This window comes from Micromonospora sp. DH14, assembly GCF_029809455.1.
In the GTDB taxonomy this organism is placed as follows: domain Bacteria; phylum Actinomycetota; class Actinomycetes; order Mycobacteriales; family Micromonosporaceae; genus Micromonospora; species Micromonospora parva.
In genome coordinates this window covers 1-16,075 of sequence record NZ_JARVKT010000031.1, presented here as the reverse complement: position 1 = coordinate 16,075, position 16,075 = coordinate 1, and the positions used below count along the sequence as shown (strand labels likewise).

Sequence of the window (16,075 nt, the reverse complement as noted above, 5' to 3'; positions counted from 1 at the left end):
CGATCGAGACTGATATTGCCGAGTCGGGCCGATCGCCTCAGAGCGCCGGGCCGGCGTGCCGACGCCCGTTCAGATACGGCCACGGGTTGGCCCGGCACCCGTTGAGGAAGAGCGTCTGCTGCATCATCACCGGCGCCGCCCGGCCCGCACCGGGGCAACGCTCGTGGCGATGCCCGAGCTGGTGGCCCACCTCGTGGTTGACCACGTACGTGCGGTAGACCGCCAGCGGCACACCGGCCGAGACGAAGTGCGGCACCGACAACCGCCACCGATCCAGGTTGATGATCACCTTGCCCGGTGCCCGGCAGGACGTGTACGGCCGGCCGTTGATCCGGATGTCCACCCCACCCTGTGCGCACATCCGCCCCGCCGTCCGGGCGGTGGCCAGGTAGACGGTGAAGTCACGAGGCGCAGCCCCGGGCACCTGCTGAAGCCGCAACCTGCCGCTGTCGACCCAACTGCCCGGCCCGGCCAGTGCCACCTGGACCGCGTCGGCGAACTCGGCGGCGTCCTCGGCGCTGCCCGACTCCACAGCGACCCGGTACCGCCGCACCTCACCCGCCCGACCCAGCACCGGGCCGGAGCGCGCGTCATAGCCGAATGTGCCAGTACCGGCGCTCGGAACCGGCCCGGGCACCCGCAACACCGGCGACGGACTGGGCGAAACCACGTCGACGGGCGACGGGTCGGCCGACGGCGGCAGCGGCCCGGCCACCAGCGGCGCAGGCGTACCCACCTCCTCCGCGGCCAGCCGTTCACCACCGGGTTGCCCGCCCCGCCCTTCGGCGACCACCGTCACCGCCGCACCGACGGCCACCGCCACCGCCACCAGTTGGGCGAGCAACGCGAAACGCCGTCGACGGCGCACAGGGTGGCGGGCTGAGCTGGGCATCCGGGTCAGCCTGCCAGATCAGAGCGCCCCACCGCGTCAGCCGTTTCGGCAAGCAGGCCGATCACCGCGCGGGCAACCAGCCGGGGAACCTCCAACTGCGCCACATGGCCGACACCGTGGAGCATCATCAATCGGCTGTCCGGAATGACCCGGGCGGTCTGCGGTGCCACCCGCACGTCGACCAGGCGGTCCTGCCGGCCGCCCACCACCAGGGTCGGTGCGCGTACCGCCGCGGCGAGGCGCCACAGCGAGCCCGGCCCCGGCAGGTACGCCCGCAGGAAACTGGAAACCAGCCCACGGAACGTCCGGACGTACGCGGCGGCGTAGTGCTCGGCCTCGTAGCGCACCCGGATCTCCTCCAGCGCCTCGGTCCGACGCTGATCGCAGATCCGGCTGAGGTCGGCGACGCACGCCTCCAGCACCTGCTGGGCCATCACCTCCGGCGCGAGCTGGGTGAGGTGCCGGGCGACCAGCCGTTCACCACGCGGAATGGCGAGCACCGGCAGCATCCGCCCCTGCAACGAGCGCCGGAAATCCAGGAACGGCAGTGCCGGGGAGATCAATGTGAGGGTACGGACCAGGTCCGGCCGGAGCCCGGCGACCTGGACCGCGACCGCGCCGCCCAGCGAGTTGCCGAACAGGTGCACCGGACCCCGACCGGAGTGCTCGATCCAGCGGACCACCAGATCGGCGAAGGCCGGAATCGTGTAACGCGGGCCCGGCTCGCTCCGACCGAAGCCGGGCAGGTCGATGGCCTGACCGTCCAGTCGGTCGGCGAGCAGCCCGGCCAGGTCCGTCCAGTTCTGCGACGACCCGCCCAGCCCGTGCACGTACAGCGCCGGCTGCGCGCCAGCGGCGGTGGCCGGGGTGTCCCGCACGTACGTGACCCGGCCGTCGAGGCGGACTTCCCGGCCCGGCCACGGCGGCGGGACACGGTCGTCGGGGAGCAGGTGGTCCGGCCAGAGGGTGGCGCGTCTCATTGCTCCAGTCTGCCCCGGACCACTCAGGACAGCAGCGCCTCCAGCCGACGGTTGACCGCCGCCAACGTCGCCCGGACCACCGCCTGACGGGGATCACCGGCGACCAGGGCGGACCCGGCGAGCTGCTCGACCCAGCCCTCACAGACCAGCAACGCCACCACGGTGGCCACCTCGCAGTTGCCGAACGGCACCACCGCCGCGTGTTCGACGAAGCAGCGCCCCCGCTCGGCGTTGTCGGCACCGCGCAACAACTCGTCCACGGCGGCGGCCGCCGCCACCGCGCAGAGCCGCAGCACGTAGCCGTCCACCGCCGGCCCGGTAGCGTACCCGGAGGCACTGTCGCCCCCGGCCAGCAGCCGGACCTCGACGTTCGCGTCCAGGCCGAAGGTGCTGACCTGCACGTGGTCGATCACCACCCGGGGCCCCGGGACGCCGCCGGTCTCCAGCGGCCGGGACGGCGCGGACTCCGTCGTGGTCACCTGACCACCGGAGTACGACGTACCCAGCGTCGCCGGGCTACCGGTCGCCGCGCCGGCCGGCGCGGCGGAGACCGAGCCGGGTTCCTCCACCGTGGCCCGGCCCCGGTGCGGCGCGTTCGACCGCCGCCGACGCGTCGGGTCCGTGCTGGTCCGCTGTTCCGGGCCGGCCGGCCCGGCCTCGGACCGACCGCCGGTCGGGCGGGCGGCCGTCGGCGACGTGGCCGCCCGAACCTCGCCGGGATCACGCGCCGCAGCGTTCTGAGTTTCCGGGGTACGCCGCTCAGCCGGTCGGGGTTCGGCAGCACGGCGGCGCACCGGCGGAGGCGGCGTGCTGGGCAGGCCCGGCACGTTCTGCGGGGCCGCGGCCAACCCCATCCGCTCCTGGAGAAGCCGGGCCACCTGCCGGCTCACCTCGGCCGGGTCGGCGCCGTCGGCCAGGTCCAGTCGCAGGCTGTGCGCCCCGGCCGGGGTACGGCGCAGGGCCGCGTCCCGGACACCTGCCACCTCCCGGACGGCGTCCAGGATGGCGTTGACATCGAACCCCTCGGGGCGCTCCCGCAGCGGGGCGGGCTCGTCGTCCCGACGCAGGTGGGTGGCGATGCGGGCGAGTTCCGGGGTTTCGGCGGGGGGCTCCACGGCTGGCGGCTCCGGCACGACGGGCACGTCCGGTTCCGCGGGGACGCGCTGCGGCAGCACCACCGCGCTCGGGGCCGACTGCCGGCCGTCGTCGGCCGGCGACGCCGGGTCCGGGGCGGATCGGCGCGCCGCGTACGGAGAGACGGACGACGGTGCGGGCTGACCGGGGCGGCCGGAACCCTTCGTGGCGGCGGGCGGTGTGACGTCTTTCGAGGGCAGGTCGCTGGCGGGCGCGGCCGGCTGGGGCGACTCGACGGACGAGGGGCCGGGCTCGGGTGTCGCCGGCCGGAGCCGGAACGGGGCGGTCGGCCGGGTCTCGGGCCGGGACCGGCCGGGCCGCTCACCGCCCTCACCCGCACCGGTGCTGGCCGATCGACTGGCCGGCCAGGACGGGCGTTCGACAGGGGTCGCGGGGAGCCGGCCCTCGGACCAGTCCGGCCGCTCGGCCCGGGAACTGCTCGCCGCGGGCGAACCGCCGGTCCAGGAGGGGCGCTCCGCCACCAGCGACGGGCCGGCCGGGGCCGGTGGCGCGTCGGCCAGCGTGGGAGGTGGTCCAGCCGGTGCCGGCGGCGGGCCGGCCGGTACAGCGGGCGGCGTGTCGACCGACGGCTCGGCCGGTGACGGGCTGGCGGCCCAGGAGGGCCGCGCGGGCGGTGAGCTGGGCGGTGCCGGATCGGAACCACCGGCCCAGGACGGCCGCGTCGACGGCGCGCTGGCCGCGGGCGGTGGGGACCCGCCGGCCCAGGACGGTCGTACCGGCGGCACGCTGGTCGCGGCCTCGGACCCGCCGGCCCAGGATGGCCGCGCCGTCGGCGCACCGGGTGACGTCGGATCGGAACCCCCGGCCCAGGAGGGCCGTGCGGGCGGCCCGCTGGTGGGGTCGGGGTCGCCCCCACCCGCCCAGGAAGGCGGGTCGGCCCGAGGTCTGCCGGTCGCCCCGGACGCCGCCCAGGACGGCCGGTCGGCGGGTGGCGCGCTCGTCGGTTCGGCGGGGGGCTCCGGCGCGGATTCGGACTCGCCCCGGCCGGGTTCGTAGCCACGGGCCGGATCGGCGCGCACCGGCTCGTACGGGCGGGGCACCTCGGCGCGCACCGGCTCGTACGGCTGGTTGGGCTCGGCGACCCAACCCGGCGCCGACTCGTCCCGGGCTGCCGGTCCAGCCGGCTCGTCGTCCTGGCGGGACCAGGGCGGGGCCCATCCCCCACCCCAACTCGGACGGTTCCAGCTCGGCCCCGACCAGTCGGGCTCGATGGCCGACGACTCCCCGGCCCGGTGCGCATCCCCGGGACGGTGCGCGTCCCCGGGACGGTGCGCGTCCCCGGGACGGTGCGGGTCGGCCGGCCGGGAACCCTCGGCAGCGCGACCGGGCTCGCCGTCGTCGGCCTGCCCGGCCGGGCCCGGGGTGCGTCCCGAACTCGCCGCGTGGTCCGGTGCGAGCGGATCCCGCCAGTCGGGTGGCCCGGTCGGGCTGTCGTCGGCGGCCAGCCGCTCGGCAATCGGAGCGTGGAAGCCGGGCGGCACCTCGAAACCCGACGCCGCGGTGCCGACGGGCGGCACCTGGACGGCAGGTGGGGCCGAGGTGGGCAAGCCGGGTTCGGCCCAACGGGCCCGGTGCGCGGCGGCCGGATCGACGGTGGGGTGCGGGGCGGGGCCGGTGTCGGGCTCGGCGACACCCTGCTCCGCCGACGGCGCGGGACGCTGGGCGGGCACCACGAGCCGGTCTCCGGCCGCACCGGGCCGACCCTCGGAGGGCACCCCGGGCGGGGCGCTCACCGGCGTTTGGCGTCCCGCCGGCGGTTCGAGACCGGGGCGGTGGACGCCGTTGACGTCGTCCGGGGGGTGCACGCCGTTGACGCGGTGGCCGTTGGCGCGCGCTGGCGGCTCCGGGTCGTCCGGTCGTCCGACCAGCGGCGATGGCAGGTCACCGTGTCGCGCCGAGGCGGTCCGCCAGCCCGACGCGGGGTCGGGCTGCCAGCGCGGCGCCTCATCCCGGGCGTCCTCGCGGTCGGCGGCCCGGGGCCACCCTCCCGCCGGTGGCGCCCACCCGCTGACGGAACGGCTCGGGTCGTCGTGCTGACCCGCTCCGTCACCGTGCTCTCCCGGGGTGGCGGCTCCGGGTTGCCCTGTTTCACTCACCGCGCGCTCCTTGGTCGCCCCCGCTGAGGCTACCGTGTGCCGAGAGTGGCGATAAGTTACAGCGGCGGGCCATTTCCACAACGGAGGTCACGGGCCTCGCCCGGTCTGGGGGGAAAATGCCGGCTCGTACGGAGAACTCGGAGGATCCCATGACCGCTGCGGGGAACGGTGCACAGACCGCCGGCCGGCCCACCCGCCTGCCCCGCTCCGCGCGTCGTAAGCAGCTTCTCGCTGCGGCGCAGGAGGTGTTCGTCGCGCAGGGCTACCACGCCGCCGCGATGGACGACATCGCCGAGCGGGCCGGGGTCTCGAAGCCGGTGCTCTACCAACACTTTCCCGGAAAGATGGATCTCTACCTGGCACTGCTCGACACGCACTGTGACGCCATCGTCGCTCAGGTGCAGGAAGCGATGCGCGGCACCAGCGACAACAAGGAGCGGGTCAGCGCGTCGGTGCGGGCGTACTTCGACTTCGTCGACCACGAGAGCGAGGCGTTCCGGCTCGTCTTCGAGTCGGATCTGCGTAACGACCCGGCGGTGCGGCAGCGGGTGGAGCGGGTCGAGCAGGGCTGCATCGCGGCGATCACCGACACCATCATCTCCGACACCGGGGTGAGCCGGGCCCACGCCGAGTTGCTCGCCTCCGGGCTGGTCGGGGCCGCGGAGACGGCCGCGCAGTTCTGGCTGGCCGGCGGGCGGCAGGTGCCGAAGGCCGAGGCCGAGGCGTTGGTGGCCGCGCTGTCGTGGCGGGGCATCGCGAGCTTCCCGCTGCAAGGTGAGTCAGCCTGACCGTCGACCCCGTGATCGGATAGCCTTCGCAGGGCGGTTCTTTCGCCCCAGTTGAGGAGGCACAGTGGAGGTCAAGATCGGCGTGCAGTACGCGCCGCGCGAGCTGGTTCTGGACAGCGCGCAGTCGCCGGCCGAGATCGAGCAGATCGTGACCGACGCCTTCGCCGGCAACGGCGGCACGCTCTCCCTGACCGACGAGAAGGGCCGGCGGGTCATCGTTCCCGTCGAGAAGGTCGCCTACGTCGAGATCGCCGAGGCGTCGCCCCGGGCGGTCGGGTTCACCGTCCGCTGACCGGTCCGGCCATCGCGGCAGGTCGGCGTCCGGCCCACCTGCCGCAGGCCGGCACCGACTCCGACCAACCGACGCTCAGGCGTGCGCCGAGCGGTCGACCGGTCAGTTGTTCAACCCGGCGGCGGTCATCCGTGCGGTGTGCGCGGCGGTGAGCCTGCCGAACAGCCCCGGCACGTCGACCCGGCCGTCCCGCGCGATCAGCGCGGTGAGCGTGGCCCGCTCGGCGGCGACCCGGCCGGCCTGGGACAACGCCTCTCCGACCAGCCGCCGGGCCCACATCGAGAGCCGACCGGCCACCCGAGGGTCGTCGGCGACGGCCATCCTGATCTCCGCCGCGGCGAAGTCCGCGTACCGGAAGTCGTGCAGGACGTCCAGCACCAACGCCCGGTCCGGTTCCGCCAGCGCGTCGGCGATCTCGCGGACGAAGTCGTCGGTGATCGCGTCACCGACGTACGCCTTGGTGACCACTTCCGCCCAGTCCCGCGGCTCGGTCGAGTCGTGGTACGCCTGCACCGGCTCGACATAGGGCGCCATCGCGTCCTCCGGCGATACGCCCAGTTCGGTGAGCCGGTCGGCGAGGCGTCGGTAGTTGGCGATCTCGGCAGCGGCCATCTCGTTCAGCGCGGCCCGGCGGCGCAGGTCGGGAGCGAGGCGGGCGTCGCCGGCCATCCGCTCGAAGGCCAGCAGCTCGCCGAAGGCGACGAGACCCAGAAGATCGACGACGGCGGAGGCGGACACGAGCGGCAGGCTATCGTGTGGCCGCCCTCCGCGCCGCCCTGGCCGATCATGGAGCTGTGGTGCCCGAACGAGGGTCGTCCAGGCGTTTTGTCCACCAGCACAACTCCATGATCGACGCAGGCGGGGGCGGGGACGGGGCGGGGGCAGGTGTGGGGTGGGTCACATTCACTTGCCCCGCGTGGCGGATGGCCGACTGGGAATCGGGACGCAGGCATGCCTGTTCAGGTAGCATGGAGCAGTTGCCGTGGGCGCCGATCTGATCGAAGCTCAGCCTGCGGCGCGCGTGCGGCCCGGTCCAGCTCGGCAATCTGCCGCCGACCGTGTGGCCCGCGTCATACCGAACGCGCCCTGAGGACAGGACGGGCGCACCCACGAGAGGGCACCCCCACATCCACATGAGCGACCTGACCCAAGATTTGCTGGACGGCCAGGAACTGGCCCCCACCGCCCCGGTCCGACCGGAGGCCCCCACGTTCGCCGCACTCGGCGCCCGCGCCGAGACGGTCGAGGCGCTGGCCTCGGCCGGCATCACCCGCGCCTTCGCCATCCAGGAGTACGCGATCCCGATCGCGCTGCGCGGCGTCGACCTGATCGGTCAGGCACCCACCGGCACCGGCAAGACCCTCGGCTTCGGCGTCCCGCTGCTGGAGCGGGTCTTCGCCCCGAGCGAGGGTGGCGACGGCGTCCCGCAGGCGCTGGTTGTCGTCCCCACCCGTGAGCTGGGCATCCAGGTCGCCAAGGACCTGGCCGCCGCTGGCCGGACGCGCGGCGTCCGGGTGCTGCCGATCTACGGTGGCGTGGCGTACGAGCCGCAGATCGACGCGCTGCGCAAGGGTGTCGAGATTCTGGTCGGCACCCCCGGGCGACTGATGGACCTGCAGAAGCAGAAGCACCTCCGGTTGGACCGGGTGCGCGCGCTCGTCCTCGACGAGGCCGACCGGATGCTCGACCTGGGCTTCCTCGACGACGTCGAGAAGATCCTGGCGATGCTTCCGGAAGACCGGCAGACGATGCTCTTCTCGGCCACCATGCCGGACCCGATCGTCACCCTGTCGCGGCGTTTCCTGCGCCAGCCGATGACGATCCACGCCGGGCACACCGCCGAGACCGGCCCGTCGCCGCAGACCCAGCAGTTGGTCTACCGCACCCACTCGATGAACAAGGTCGAGGTGGTGGCGCGCATCCTCCAGGCGGAGGGGCGTGGGTTGACCATGATCTTCACGCGTACCAAGCGGGCCGCCGACCGGGTCGCCGAGGACCTCGACTTCCGTGGGTTCGCGGTCGCCGCGGTCCACGGTGACCTCGGCCAGGGCGCCCGCGAGCGGGCCCTGCGGGCCTTCCGGGCCGGCAAGATCGACATCCTGGTCGCCACCGACGTGGCGGCCCGTGGGTTGGACGTCACCGGCGTCACCCACGTCATCAACTACGACTGCCCGGAAGACCAGGACACCTACACCCACCGGATCGGTCGTACCGGCCGGGCCGGCGCGACGGGTGTCGCGGTGACCTTCGTCGACTGGGACGACATGCCGCGCTGGCGGATCATCGACAAGACCCTCGGTCTGGAGATGCCGGAGCCGCCGGAGACGTACCACACGTCGCCGCACCTCTACACCGACCTGCACATCTCCACCGAGGTCAGCGGCACGCTGCCCACGGCCGAGCGCACCCGGGCCGGGCTGTCCGCCGAGATCGAAGAGGACCTGGGTGGGACGACCCGCTCCCGCCGGGGCGACAGCGGCGGCCGAGGCTCCCGACGCGGTGAGAGCCGTGGCGAGGGTCGCGGCGAACGTCGTGGTCGGGGCGACGGCCGCCGCGACCGCTCCGACGCCGGCACGCCGGCCGCCGCCGACGCACCCGCTGCCGACGCCGCCGAGGAAGGCACCCGTACCCCCCGCCGCCGGCGTCGCCGCCGCGCCGGCGAGGTGGTCGCGGGCGAGACCACCGCGGTGATCTCCGCCGACTCCGGCTCCGCCGAGCCGACCACCGCGTCCGACGGTGAGCCGTCGAAGCCGCGCCGCCGCCGACGCCGCCGTGGTGGCGGTTCCGGTGCGGGTACGCCGGCCGAGGCGACCGCCGACTGACCACCAGCCACACCTGACATCCCCCGCACCGCCTCGCGCGGCGTGGGGGATGTTCCCGTCTCCCACCCCGCCTGCTGAAGCTGGAACGATGCCGCAACCACTGGACGCCGCCCTGACCGAGGTTCGGGCGCTGCTGCTCGACCCCGCGCTGACCCGGGCGGTCGCCGCCGGTCGCCGCCGCGGACGTCGCCCCACCGTCGAGCGGGCCGAGCTGCGGCCGGTGACGCTGAAGGCCGGGCCCCGGATCCAGATCACCACGTCCGACGGCGCTCGCCCGTACACCCGCAACATCGCCTCCGGTCCGGAGGCCGCCGCGGCGGTCGACGAACTGCTGGCCGAGCCGTTCGGCAACTGGCACGTCGAGACGGCCGACGCGACCCTCCAGCTGCGGGTGACCAAGTCCGGCGAAGCGCAGGTGCACCGGGCGGCGACGTCCCGCCCGGCGACGAAGCCGACCGGAAACGACCGGACGAAGGAATACCTGCTCGACCCCGGTGACCCCATCTTCGCCGAGATCGGCGGTTCGGCGGCCAAGCGCCGTCAGGTGGACGCGTTCCTGCGGGCCCTGGCCGCGACCCTGCCCGACGACCTGACCGGTCCGCTACGGGTGGTCGATCTGGGCTGCGGCAACGCCTACCTGACGTTCGCCGCGTACCGGTACCTGACGGGTCGCGGGCTCGACGTCCAGCTGGTCGGTGTGGACGTCCGCGAGGACCAGCGGCGGCGCAACACCGAGTTGGCGCAGCGGCTCGGCTGGGCCGACCAGGTCAGCTTCGTGGCCGGGACGATCGCCGACGCCGTCGTCGACCCCGCCCCCGACCTGGTGCTGGCACTGCACGCCTGTGACACCGCCACCGACGAGGCGTTGGCCCGCGCGGTGCGCTGGGAGGCCCGTTGGGTGCTGGCCGCGCCGTGCTGCCACCACGATCTGGCGAAGCAGCTGCGCGCCCACCCCGCCCCGGCCCCGTACGAGCTGCTGACCCGGCAGGGCATCCTGCGCGAGCGGTTCGCCGACGTGCTCACCGACGCCCTGCGCGCCGGGCAGCTGCGGCTGCACGGGTACCGGACCGAGGTGGTGGAGTTCGTGGACTCTCAGCACACGCCCCGCAACCTGCTGATCCGCGCACGCCGTACCGGTGCCGGGGCGACCGGGGCGCAGCGCGCGGAGTACCGCGAGCTGGTGGACCAGTGGCAGATCGTCCCCCGACTGGAGACCCTGCTGGCCGCCGACGAGGCGTCCGCCTCCTAACGCCGGCCCGGCTCGCTAACGCCGACGGTCCCGGCCACCGTTACGCTCGCCGGCACCACGGTCGTGGACCGAAACCCGGTCGACGCCGGGCCGTTGGGCGGCCCGCTCCCCGTCGCCTGGCGCGATCGGGAATGGTACGACCTTGCCCCCGCCGGCCTCGGCGTTGCCGGCTGCCGCGAAGGCGTTCCAGGAGATGTCCACCAGCAGCTTCTTCACCTCGGCGTGCCGGACGGCGGCGTTATGTTGCAACGCCATCCGGGCGCCGAGCACTACCGCGACCAGCGTGGTGGTGATGGTGCCGGTCGCGGCCAGCACCTGCAGACCGGTCGCCGAGTCGGTGCGGAGCACCAGGACCAGCAACCAGATCCAGAACGCGGCCGCGAAGACGCCGGCCTTGGCGACGAAGAAGAGGCTCACCGCACCAGGCTGGTACGGCTGGGGGCGACTCGGTTCGGCCATGGTGCTCCTCGGCGGTGGTCCGGTCGGACGCGGCAGGCAAAGACCCATGTCGGGGCGGGGACCGAGCTTAAACGAAGAGCGATGATGATCGCTGGATGCAATTTTCGTTCTGCACACCCGCTTGCAGAGAAAAGTCTCATCCACGGGACAGTTTGTGCGGTCAGTCAATTGTTTCCGGCTGTGGGCGTACTACCCTCGGAAGGCGCATCGTCCCGGTGCTCCGGCGGGAGGGGGAAGACACACAGGGATGGGATCAGCCGAGGTATCACCGCAGATGGCCTTCGCCCGCTTCGTCCGGCGCGCTATCGATGACGCTCGTGACGAACGTGGCTGGACCGTGACTGACCTTGCCTCGCACACGGGCGTGGGGCGCTCCACAGTGTTCCGCTGGCTGGCCGGTGACTGGCAGGACTATCCCGAGTTGGCCAAGGTGCGCGGCTTCTGCGCCGCCCTGGATCTGCCGGTCGCCGCCGCGTTCCGCGCGCTCGGGCTGCCCGACGCCGGCCCCGCACCCCGCCGACGCCACGACGACGGCCCGGTCGAGGCCGACGTCCGGGCCATCCTCGACCGGCTGGCCGACCCGACGGTCCCCGCCGAGGAGAAGCACCACATCCGCGACCTGCTCCGCTACCTGGCCCGCCGCCCCATCCGCCGAGCCGGCTAACCCCCTAACCGCCACCCACCCCTTCCCCCCTCGCCCCCCGAGGGCGGTTGATCATGAAGTTATTGCCTCCCGGCGCGGCGTGTCGGGGCGATAACTTCATGATCAACGCCGAAGGGGCGAGGGTGGGGTGGGTGGTTAGGGGATGGTTAAGGTGAATTCGGCGGTTTGGACTTCGGCGTTCACCTGGAAGTCGAGGTAGAGGCGGTAGCGGCCCGGGCCGGGAATGGTCAGCCAGAACTTGATCTGACCGTCCACCAGCTCGGTCTCCGGGTGCACGTGCAGGTAGCCGAGATCGCCCTCGCGCAACGCCACCAGGTGCCCGTACGCCCCGAGATACCGCTGCAGCGCGGCGGCACCACCGGCCCCGTCGACGCGGAAGGTCAGCGGCACTGTCGTCCCGGGCTGCGGGGTGCCCTGGAAGCCCACGGTGAAGCCGTCCACCGTCGTCGAGGTGGCCGGCCCCGGCAGTGGACGGGGTCGGTAGTCGCCGGGCGCGACCAGGTCCGTGCCGAGGGTCACCGCGGTCTGCGCGCCGTCGTCGGCAACCACTGTGAAGTCGGCGTACGCCCGCCAGACCCCGGGCTGCGGAAGGGTCAACGGCACCGACCAGGTGCCGTCCGCCGCCATTGTCGGGTGCAGGTGCTGGTAACCGGTCAGGTCCCGCCGGACGACGATGAGGTGCATCGGCTTGTCGTGCACGATGGCGAACCGGGTGACCGGCCGACGTTGCGCGTCGCGCACCTGGAAGCGCAGCTGACCGGCGCGACCCGCCGCGAACTCGGTGCCCAGGGGCGCCAGGGTGAGCCCGGCCGAGCTGACCCCCAGACCACCCGCCTCGGTGGCCGCGCCCTGATCGGCGGCCGTGGCGGAGCCGTGGTTGTGCGGCGCGACGCCCGGCGGATCGGTGTGCTCGGCCGCCAGCGAGGGGCTGCCGGTGGCGGCACCGGTGGTGTTGAGCCGGCCGAGGCCGAAGCCGAGCAGCACCGCGAGCACCAGCCCGCCAACCACCAGCGCCAGCCGGAGAGTGCTCCGGTCCGGCCCGGCGGGAACCTCGTCGACGACCGGAGCCGCAGACACCTGGTCCGGGACCGGCACCGCGGAGAGCTGCTCAGGCACCGCCAGCGCCCAGCGGGTGGCCGGCGGTCACGTCAATGACGGCGTCGACGCCGTGGGTGACGGGCTGCTGGTCGGTCATGCTGCCCACGTTACCGCCGCCGGCGGCGGGGCCAGGCCGACGCCCGGACGGCGTGGCGACTGTCGCATTCACCGGCGCCCGGGAACTTTCCGCCGCCCGACCGAGCGGAGCTGCGCCACCGACCCCGCGCCGCCGCCTGCCGGCACCGGCACCGGCACCGACACCGACAGCGACAGCGACAGCGGCGACGACGACAGCAACAGCGGCGACGGCTGCGGCTGCGGCTGCGGCTGCGGCTGCGGCTGCGGCTGCGGCTGCGGGGTCAGCCGGCCACGGCGAGGGCGAGCGGGAGCACGTCGGTCGCGCCGGCCCGGCGCAGCGCACGGGCCACCAAGGTCATCGTCCAGCCCGAGTCGATCAGGTCGTCGACGAGCAGCACCGGGCCGTCCAGCCCGGCCAGCGCGTCGGCCAGGTCGGTCGGCACGGTGAAGGTGTCGTGCAGCGCGCGTACCCGTTGGGCGCTGTTGCCGCGCGGCCCGGCCGGGCCGCCGGGGCCGGCCGTGGTGACCTCGCCGAGCAGCGGCAGCCGACCCACGGTGGCGATCCGTTCGGCGAGCGAGCCGAGCAGCCGGGGCCGCCGCCGGGAACCGACGGCTACCACCGCCACCGGCCGGCGGGGCCACGGGTCGTCGCCGTGCGCCCACGCCTTCAGCACCTCCACCACCGCGCCGGCCACGTCGTCGGGCACCGGCGTGTCAGGTGCGTCCGGGCCGACGAGGTCACGCAGCCGACCACCCCAGCCCAGGTCGGAGAGGCGCCCGACGGCCCGGCCCGGCAGCGCCTGCTCGGCGGGGGCGATGCGGCCCTTGAGGGGTACGCCGACCGCGTCGAGCCCGGTCGGCCAGAGCTTCTTCGGGGCGATCTCCACACCGGGGCGGCCCAGGAAGGTCTGCGCGGCGGCGAGCGCGGCCGTCGACACGTCGGCGGCGAAGAGGGGGTCGGCGCACCTGTCGCACCGGCCGCAGTCGACCGCCCCGGTGTCGTCCAGGCGTTCCCGTAGATACCTCATCCGGCAGTCGGACGTGGTCGCGTACTCCCGCATGGCCTGTTGCTCGACGGTGCGCGCCTCGGCGACGCGGCGCAACCGGGCCTCGTCGTAGACCCACGGCTCGCCGGTGGCGAGCCACCCACCGCGCACCCGGCGGACCGCGCCGTCCACGTCGAGCACCTTGAGCATCAGCTCCAGCCGGGCCCGGCGCAGGTCGACGAGGGGTTCGAGGGCCTGGGTGGAGAGCGGACGGTCGGTGTGCAGGGCGGCCAGCACGGCGCGGACCTGCTGCTCCGGTGGGAACGCCAGCGAGGCGAAGTAGCGCCAGATGGCGGCGTCCTCGACGCCGGGCAGCAGCAGCACCTCGGCGTGCTCGACGGCGCGGCCGGCGCGGCCGACCTGCTGGTAGTACGCGATGGGCGAGGGTGGTGCGCCGAGGTGGACGACGAACCCCAGGTCGGGCTTGTCGAAGCCCATGCCGAGGGCGCTGGTCGCCACCAACGCCTTGATCTTGTTGTCGAGCAGGTCCTGTTCGGCGGCCCGCCGGTCGGCGTCGTCGGACTGCCCGCTGTAGGAGGCGACCGGGTAGCCCCGAGAGCGCAGGAACTCGGCGGTCTCCCCCGCTGCCGCCACTGTCAGCGTGTAGATGATGCCCGAGCCGGGGAGCTGGTCCAGGTGGTCGGCGAGCCAGGCCAGCCGGTGTGCGGGGCTGGGCAGGTCGAGCACCCCGAGGCGCAGCGACTCGCGGTCGAGCGTGCCGCGCAGGATGAGGGCGTCACCCAACTGCTCGGCCACGTCCTGGGTGACCCGGGCGTTGGCGGTGGCGGTGGTCGCCAGCACGGGGGTGCGGTCGGGCAGCTCGGCGAGGAACGTCCGCAGCCGCCGGTAGTCGGGCCGGAAGTCGTGCCCCCAGTCGGAGACGCAGTGCGCCTCGTCGACCACCAGCAGGCCGGTGGTGGCGGCCAACTTCGGCAGGACGCCGTCGCGGAAGTCCGGGTTGTTGAGCCGTTCCGGGCTGATCAGCAGCACGTCCACCGCGCCGGTCTGGATCTCGGCGGTGATCTCGTCCCACTCGTCGAGGTTCGCCGAGTTGATCGTGCGGGCCCGGATGCCGGCCCGGGCGGCCGCCTCGACCTGGTTGCGCATCAGGGCCAGCAGCGGCGAGACGATGACCGTCGGCCCGGCCTGGTCGCCGTGCTCGCGGTCCCGGAGCAGGGCGGTGGCCACGAAGTAGACAGCGGACTTGCCCCAGCCGGTCCGCTGGACGCACAGCACCCGTCGCCGGTCGACGACCAGTGCCTCGATGGCGCGCCACTGATCCTCGCGCAACCGGGCGTGGTCACCGGCCAGCCGGCGCAGCACCGCCTCGGCCCGCTCCCGTACCGCTGCCCGCTCTGCTGTCTCCACCCGGCATTTCTACCAGCGCCGTCCGTCATCCCCCTGTTGATCAAGAGGTTTGCGTCATTCCCGGGCTGGATCCTGACGCAATTCTCTTGATCAACAGGGGTGGGCCCGGTCAGCGGCCGAGGACCGAGCCGCCGTTCACGCCCAGGACCTGACCCGTGACGAAACCGGCCGCCGGGCTGGCGAGATAGCGGACCGCTTCGGCGATGTCGTCCGGCAGCCCGGCCCGCCCGACCAGGGTCGCCGCCACCCGCTTCGCGTGCCCCTCGGCGGTCATCCGGTCACCGAAGAACTCGGTCTCGGCGACGTAGCCGGGGCTGACCACGTTGACGGTGATCTGCTCCGGACCGAGCTGCGCCGCCAGGTCGTACGCCCAGCCGTGCAGGGCCGCCTTCGCCGCCGAGTACGGCCCACCGCCGCCCCGCTGCGCGGAGATGGAGCTGACCAGGATCACCCGCCCGCCGGGTCGACGCAGGGCCGGGCGCAGCGCCTCGGTCAGCAGCACCGCGGTGAGCACGTTGGCGTCCAGGTTGGCCCGCCAGTACGCGGCCGTCCCGGCCAACGTGCCGGTGTCCCCGCTCAGGTAGCCGCCAGCGTTGTTGACCACCACGTCGACCGGCCGACCGTCGACCGCCGCCAGGACCCCGTCCAGCTGCTCCGGGTCGGTCAGGTCAGCGGTCACGGCGGTGACAGCGTCCGGCCGACCACATTCGGCGGCGATCCGCGCAGCGGCATCCGCCAACACGTCCGTCCGCCGCCCAACGATCAGCACGTCGTACCCGTCCCGGGCCAACGCCCCCGCAACCGCCGCCCCGATCCCGGTCCCGCCCCCACTGACAACCGCAACCCGCGAGTCCATCTCCCCTACCTCCCCATCCACCGAACCCCGTCGATCATGAAGTTATCGCCATGCGCCACGGCGTGTCATGGCCACAACTTCATGATCGACGAGTTGGGGGTGGGTGGATGCTCCTATGGATGTCAAGGTGTGGTCGGTGGGGGTTGGGCGGGGTTGGTGAGGGCCTCGTAGACCTCGCGGGCGACGTATCGCTTGAGGCAGCGGATGATCTCTTTCTTGGTGAGGCCTTCTT

Annotated in this window: 13 protein-coding genes; 5 read left to right on the top strand and 8 right to left on the bottom strand. The window is 73.7% G+C overall.

Annotated features, from left to right (window positions below):
- Positions 1 to 37 precede the first annotated feature (37 nt).
- The 3 genes from QCZ28_RS28090 to QCZ28_RS28080 are packed head-to-tail and all read right to left on the bottom strand — an operon-like array spanning position 38 to position 4,046.
- The gene (locus QCZ28_RS28090; RefSeq protein ID WP_279519450.1) at positions 38 to 892 is read right to left on the bottom strand and encodes a DUF3152 domain-containing protein; all 855 of its coding nucleotides are present in this window, start codon (positions 890 to 892) and stop codon (positions 38 to 40) included.
- A 5-nt stretch (positions 893 to 897) separates the two neighbouring features.
- A complete protein-coding gene (locus tag QCZ28_RS28085; protein WP_279519449.1) occupies positions 898 to 1,872 on the bottom strand; it encodes an alpha/beta hydrolase in 975 nt (324 codons plus the stop codon).
- 23 nt (positions 1,873 to 1,895) lie between these two features.
- Positions 1,896 to 4,046, bottom strand: a complete 2,151-nt coding sequence (locus QCZ28_RS28080) for a hypothetical protein (RefSeq protein ID WP_279519493.1) — start codon at positions 4,044 to 4,046, stop codon at positions 1,896 to 1,898.
- A gap of 1,226 nt (positions 4,047 to 5,272) precedes the next feature.
- Here QCZ28_RS28080 and QCZ28_RS28075 point away from each other — a divergent pair.
- Together QCZ28_RS28075 and QCZ28_RS28070 are read left to right on the top strand one after the other, a co-directional pair.
- Positions 5,273 to 5,911 (top strand): TetR/AcrR family transcriptional regulator, encoded by a 639-nt coding sequence (locus tag QCZ28_RS28075; protein ID WP_030329797.1) that lies wholly within the window; start codon positions 5,273 to 5,275, stop codon positions 5,909 to 5,911.
- 64 nt (positions 5,912 to 5,975) lie between these two features.
- Positions 5,976 to 6,203, top strand: a complete 228-nt coding sequence (locus QCZ28_RS28070; RefSeq protein ID WP_030329796.1) for a DUF3107 domain-containing protein — start codon at positions 5,976 to 5,978, stop codon at positions 6,201 to 6,203.
- Positions 6,204 to 6,305: 102 nt separating this feature from the next.
- Here QCZ28_RS28070 and QCZ28_RS28065 read toward each other — a convergent pair whose 3' ends face one another.
- A complete protein-coding gene (locus tag QCZ28_RS28065; protein WP_279519448.1) occupies positions 6,306 to 6,941 on the bottom strand; it encodes a ferritin-like fold-containing protein in 636 nt (211 codons plus the stop codon).
- A gap of 395 nt (positions 6,942 to 7,336) precedes the next feature.
- On the opposite strand from QCZ28_RS28065, the gene QCZ28_RS28060 reads away from it, so the two are divergent.
- Entirely contained in the window at positions 7,337 to 9,025 is a 1,689-nt protein-coding gene (locus QCZ28_RS28060; protein ID WP_279519447.1) for a DEAD/DEAH box helicase, read from the top strand.
- Positions 9,026 to 9,113: 88 nt separating this feature from the next.
- Positions 9,114 to 10,274, top strand: a complete 1,161-nt coding sequence (locus QCZ28_RS28055; RefSeq protein WP_279519446.1) for an SAM-dependent methyltransferase — start codon at positions 9,114 to 9,116, stop codon at positions 10,272 to 10,274.
- A gap of 15 nt (positions 10,275 to 10,289) precedes the next feature.
- Here the strand turns inward: QCZ28_RS28055 and QCZ28_RS28050 are convergent, their stop codons facing one another.
- Positions 10,290 to 10,733 (bottom strand): hypothetical protein, encoded by a 444-nt coding sequence (locus QCZ28_RS28050; protein WP_279519445.1) that lies wholly within the window; start codon positions 10,731 to 10,733, stop codon positions 10,290 to 10,292.
- 247 nt (positions 10,734 to 10,980) lie between these two features.
- Here QCZ28_RS28050 and QCZ28_RS28045 point away from each other — a divergent pair, with 247 nt between their 5' ends.
- On the top strand, positions 10,981 to 11,397 hold the full coding sequence (locus QCZ28_RS28045; protein ID WP_030329791.1) for a helix-turn-helix domain-containing protein: 417 nt from the start codon (positions 10,981 to 10,983) through the stop codon (positions 11,395 to 11,397).
- 135 nt (positions 11,398 to 11,532) lie between these two features.
- Here the strand turns inward: QCZ28_RS28045 and QCZ28_RS28040 are convergent, their stop codons facing one another.
- From QCZ28_RS28040 to QCZ28_RS28030, 3 genes are all read right to left on the bottom strand, one after another.
- Positions 11,533 to 12,474, bottom strand: a complete 942-nt coding sequence (locus tag QCZ28_RS28040; protein WP_279519492.1) for a hypothetical protein — start codon at positions 12,472 to 12,474, stop codon at positions 11,533 to 11,535.
- Between the two features lie 380 nt (positions 12,475 to 12,854).
- The gene (locus QCZ28_RS28035; RefSeq protein ID WP_279519444.1) at positions 12,855 to 14,987 is read right to left on the bottom strand and encodes a DEAD/DEAH box helicase; all 2,133 of its coding nucleotides are present in this window, start codon (positions 14,985 to 14,987) and stop codon (positions 12,855 to 12,857) included.
- A 109-nt stretch (positions 14,988 to 15,096) separates the two neighbouring features.
- The gene (locus QCZ28_RS28030) at positions 15,097 to 15,843 is read right to left on the bottom strand and encodes an SDR family NAD(P)-dependent oxidoreductase (protein WP_279519443.1); all 747 of its coding nucleotides are present in this window, start codon (positions 15,841 to 15,843) and stop codon (positions 15,097 to 15,099) included.
- Between the last annotated feature and the right edge of the window lie 232 nt (positions 15,844 to 16,075).

What these genes read in the sequence shown, in the direction of transcription:
- QCZ28_RS28060 (WP_279519447.1), top strand. Translation starts at nt 7,337, where the DNA reads ATGAGCGACCTGACCCAAGATTTGCTGGACGGCCAGGAACTGGCCCCC.
- QCZ28_RS28075 (WP_030329797.1), top strand. Translation starts at nt 5,273, where the DNA reads ATGACCGCTGCGGGGAACGGTGCACAGACCGCCGGCCGGCCCACCCGC.
- QCZ28_RS28055 (WP_279519446.1), top strand. Translation starts at nt 9,114, where the DNA reads ATGCCGCAACCACTGGACGCCGCCCTGACCGAGGTTCGGGCGCTGCTG.
- QCZ28_RS28090 (WP_279519450.1), bottom strand. Translation starts at nt 892, where the DNA reads ATGCCCAGCTCAGCCCGCCACCCTGTGCGCCGTCGACGGCGTTTCGCG.
- QCZ28_RS28050 (WP_279519445.1), bottom strand. Translation starts at nt 10,733, where the DNA reads ATGGCCGAACCGAGTCGCCCCCAGCCGTACCAGCCTGGTGCGGTGAGC.
- QCZ28_RS28085 (WP_279519449.1), bottom strand. Translation starts at nt 1,872, where the DNA reads ATGAGACGCGCCACCCTCTGGCCGGACCACCTGCTCCCCGACGACCGT.
- QCZ28_RS28030 (WP_279519443.1), bottom strand. Translation starts at nt 15,843, where the DNA reads ATGGACTCGCGGGTTGCGGTTGTCAGTGGGGGCGGGACCGGGATCGGG.
- QCZ28_RS28045 (WP_030329791.1), top strand. Translation starts at nt 10,981, where the DNA reads ATGGGATCAGCCGAGGTATCACCGCAGATGGCCTTCGCCCGCTTCGTC.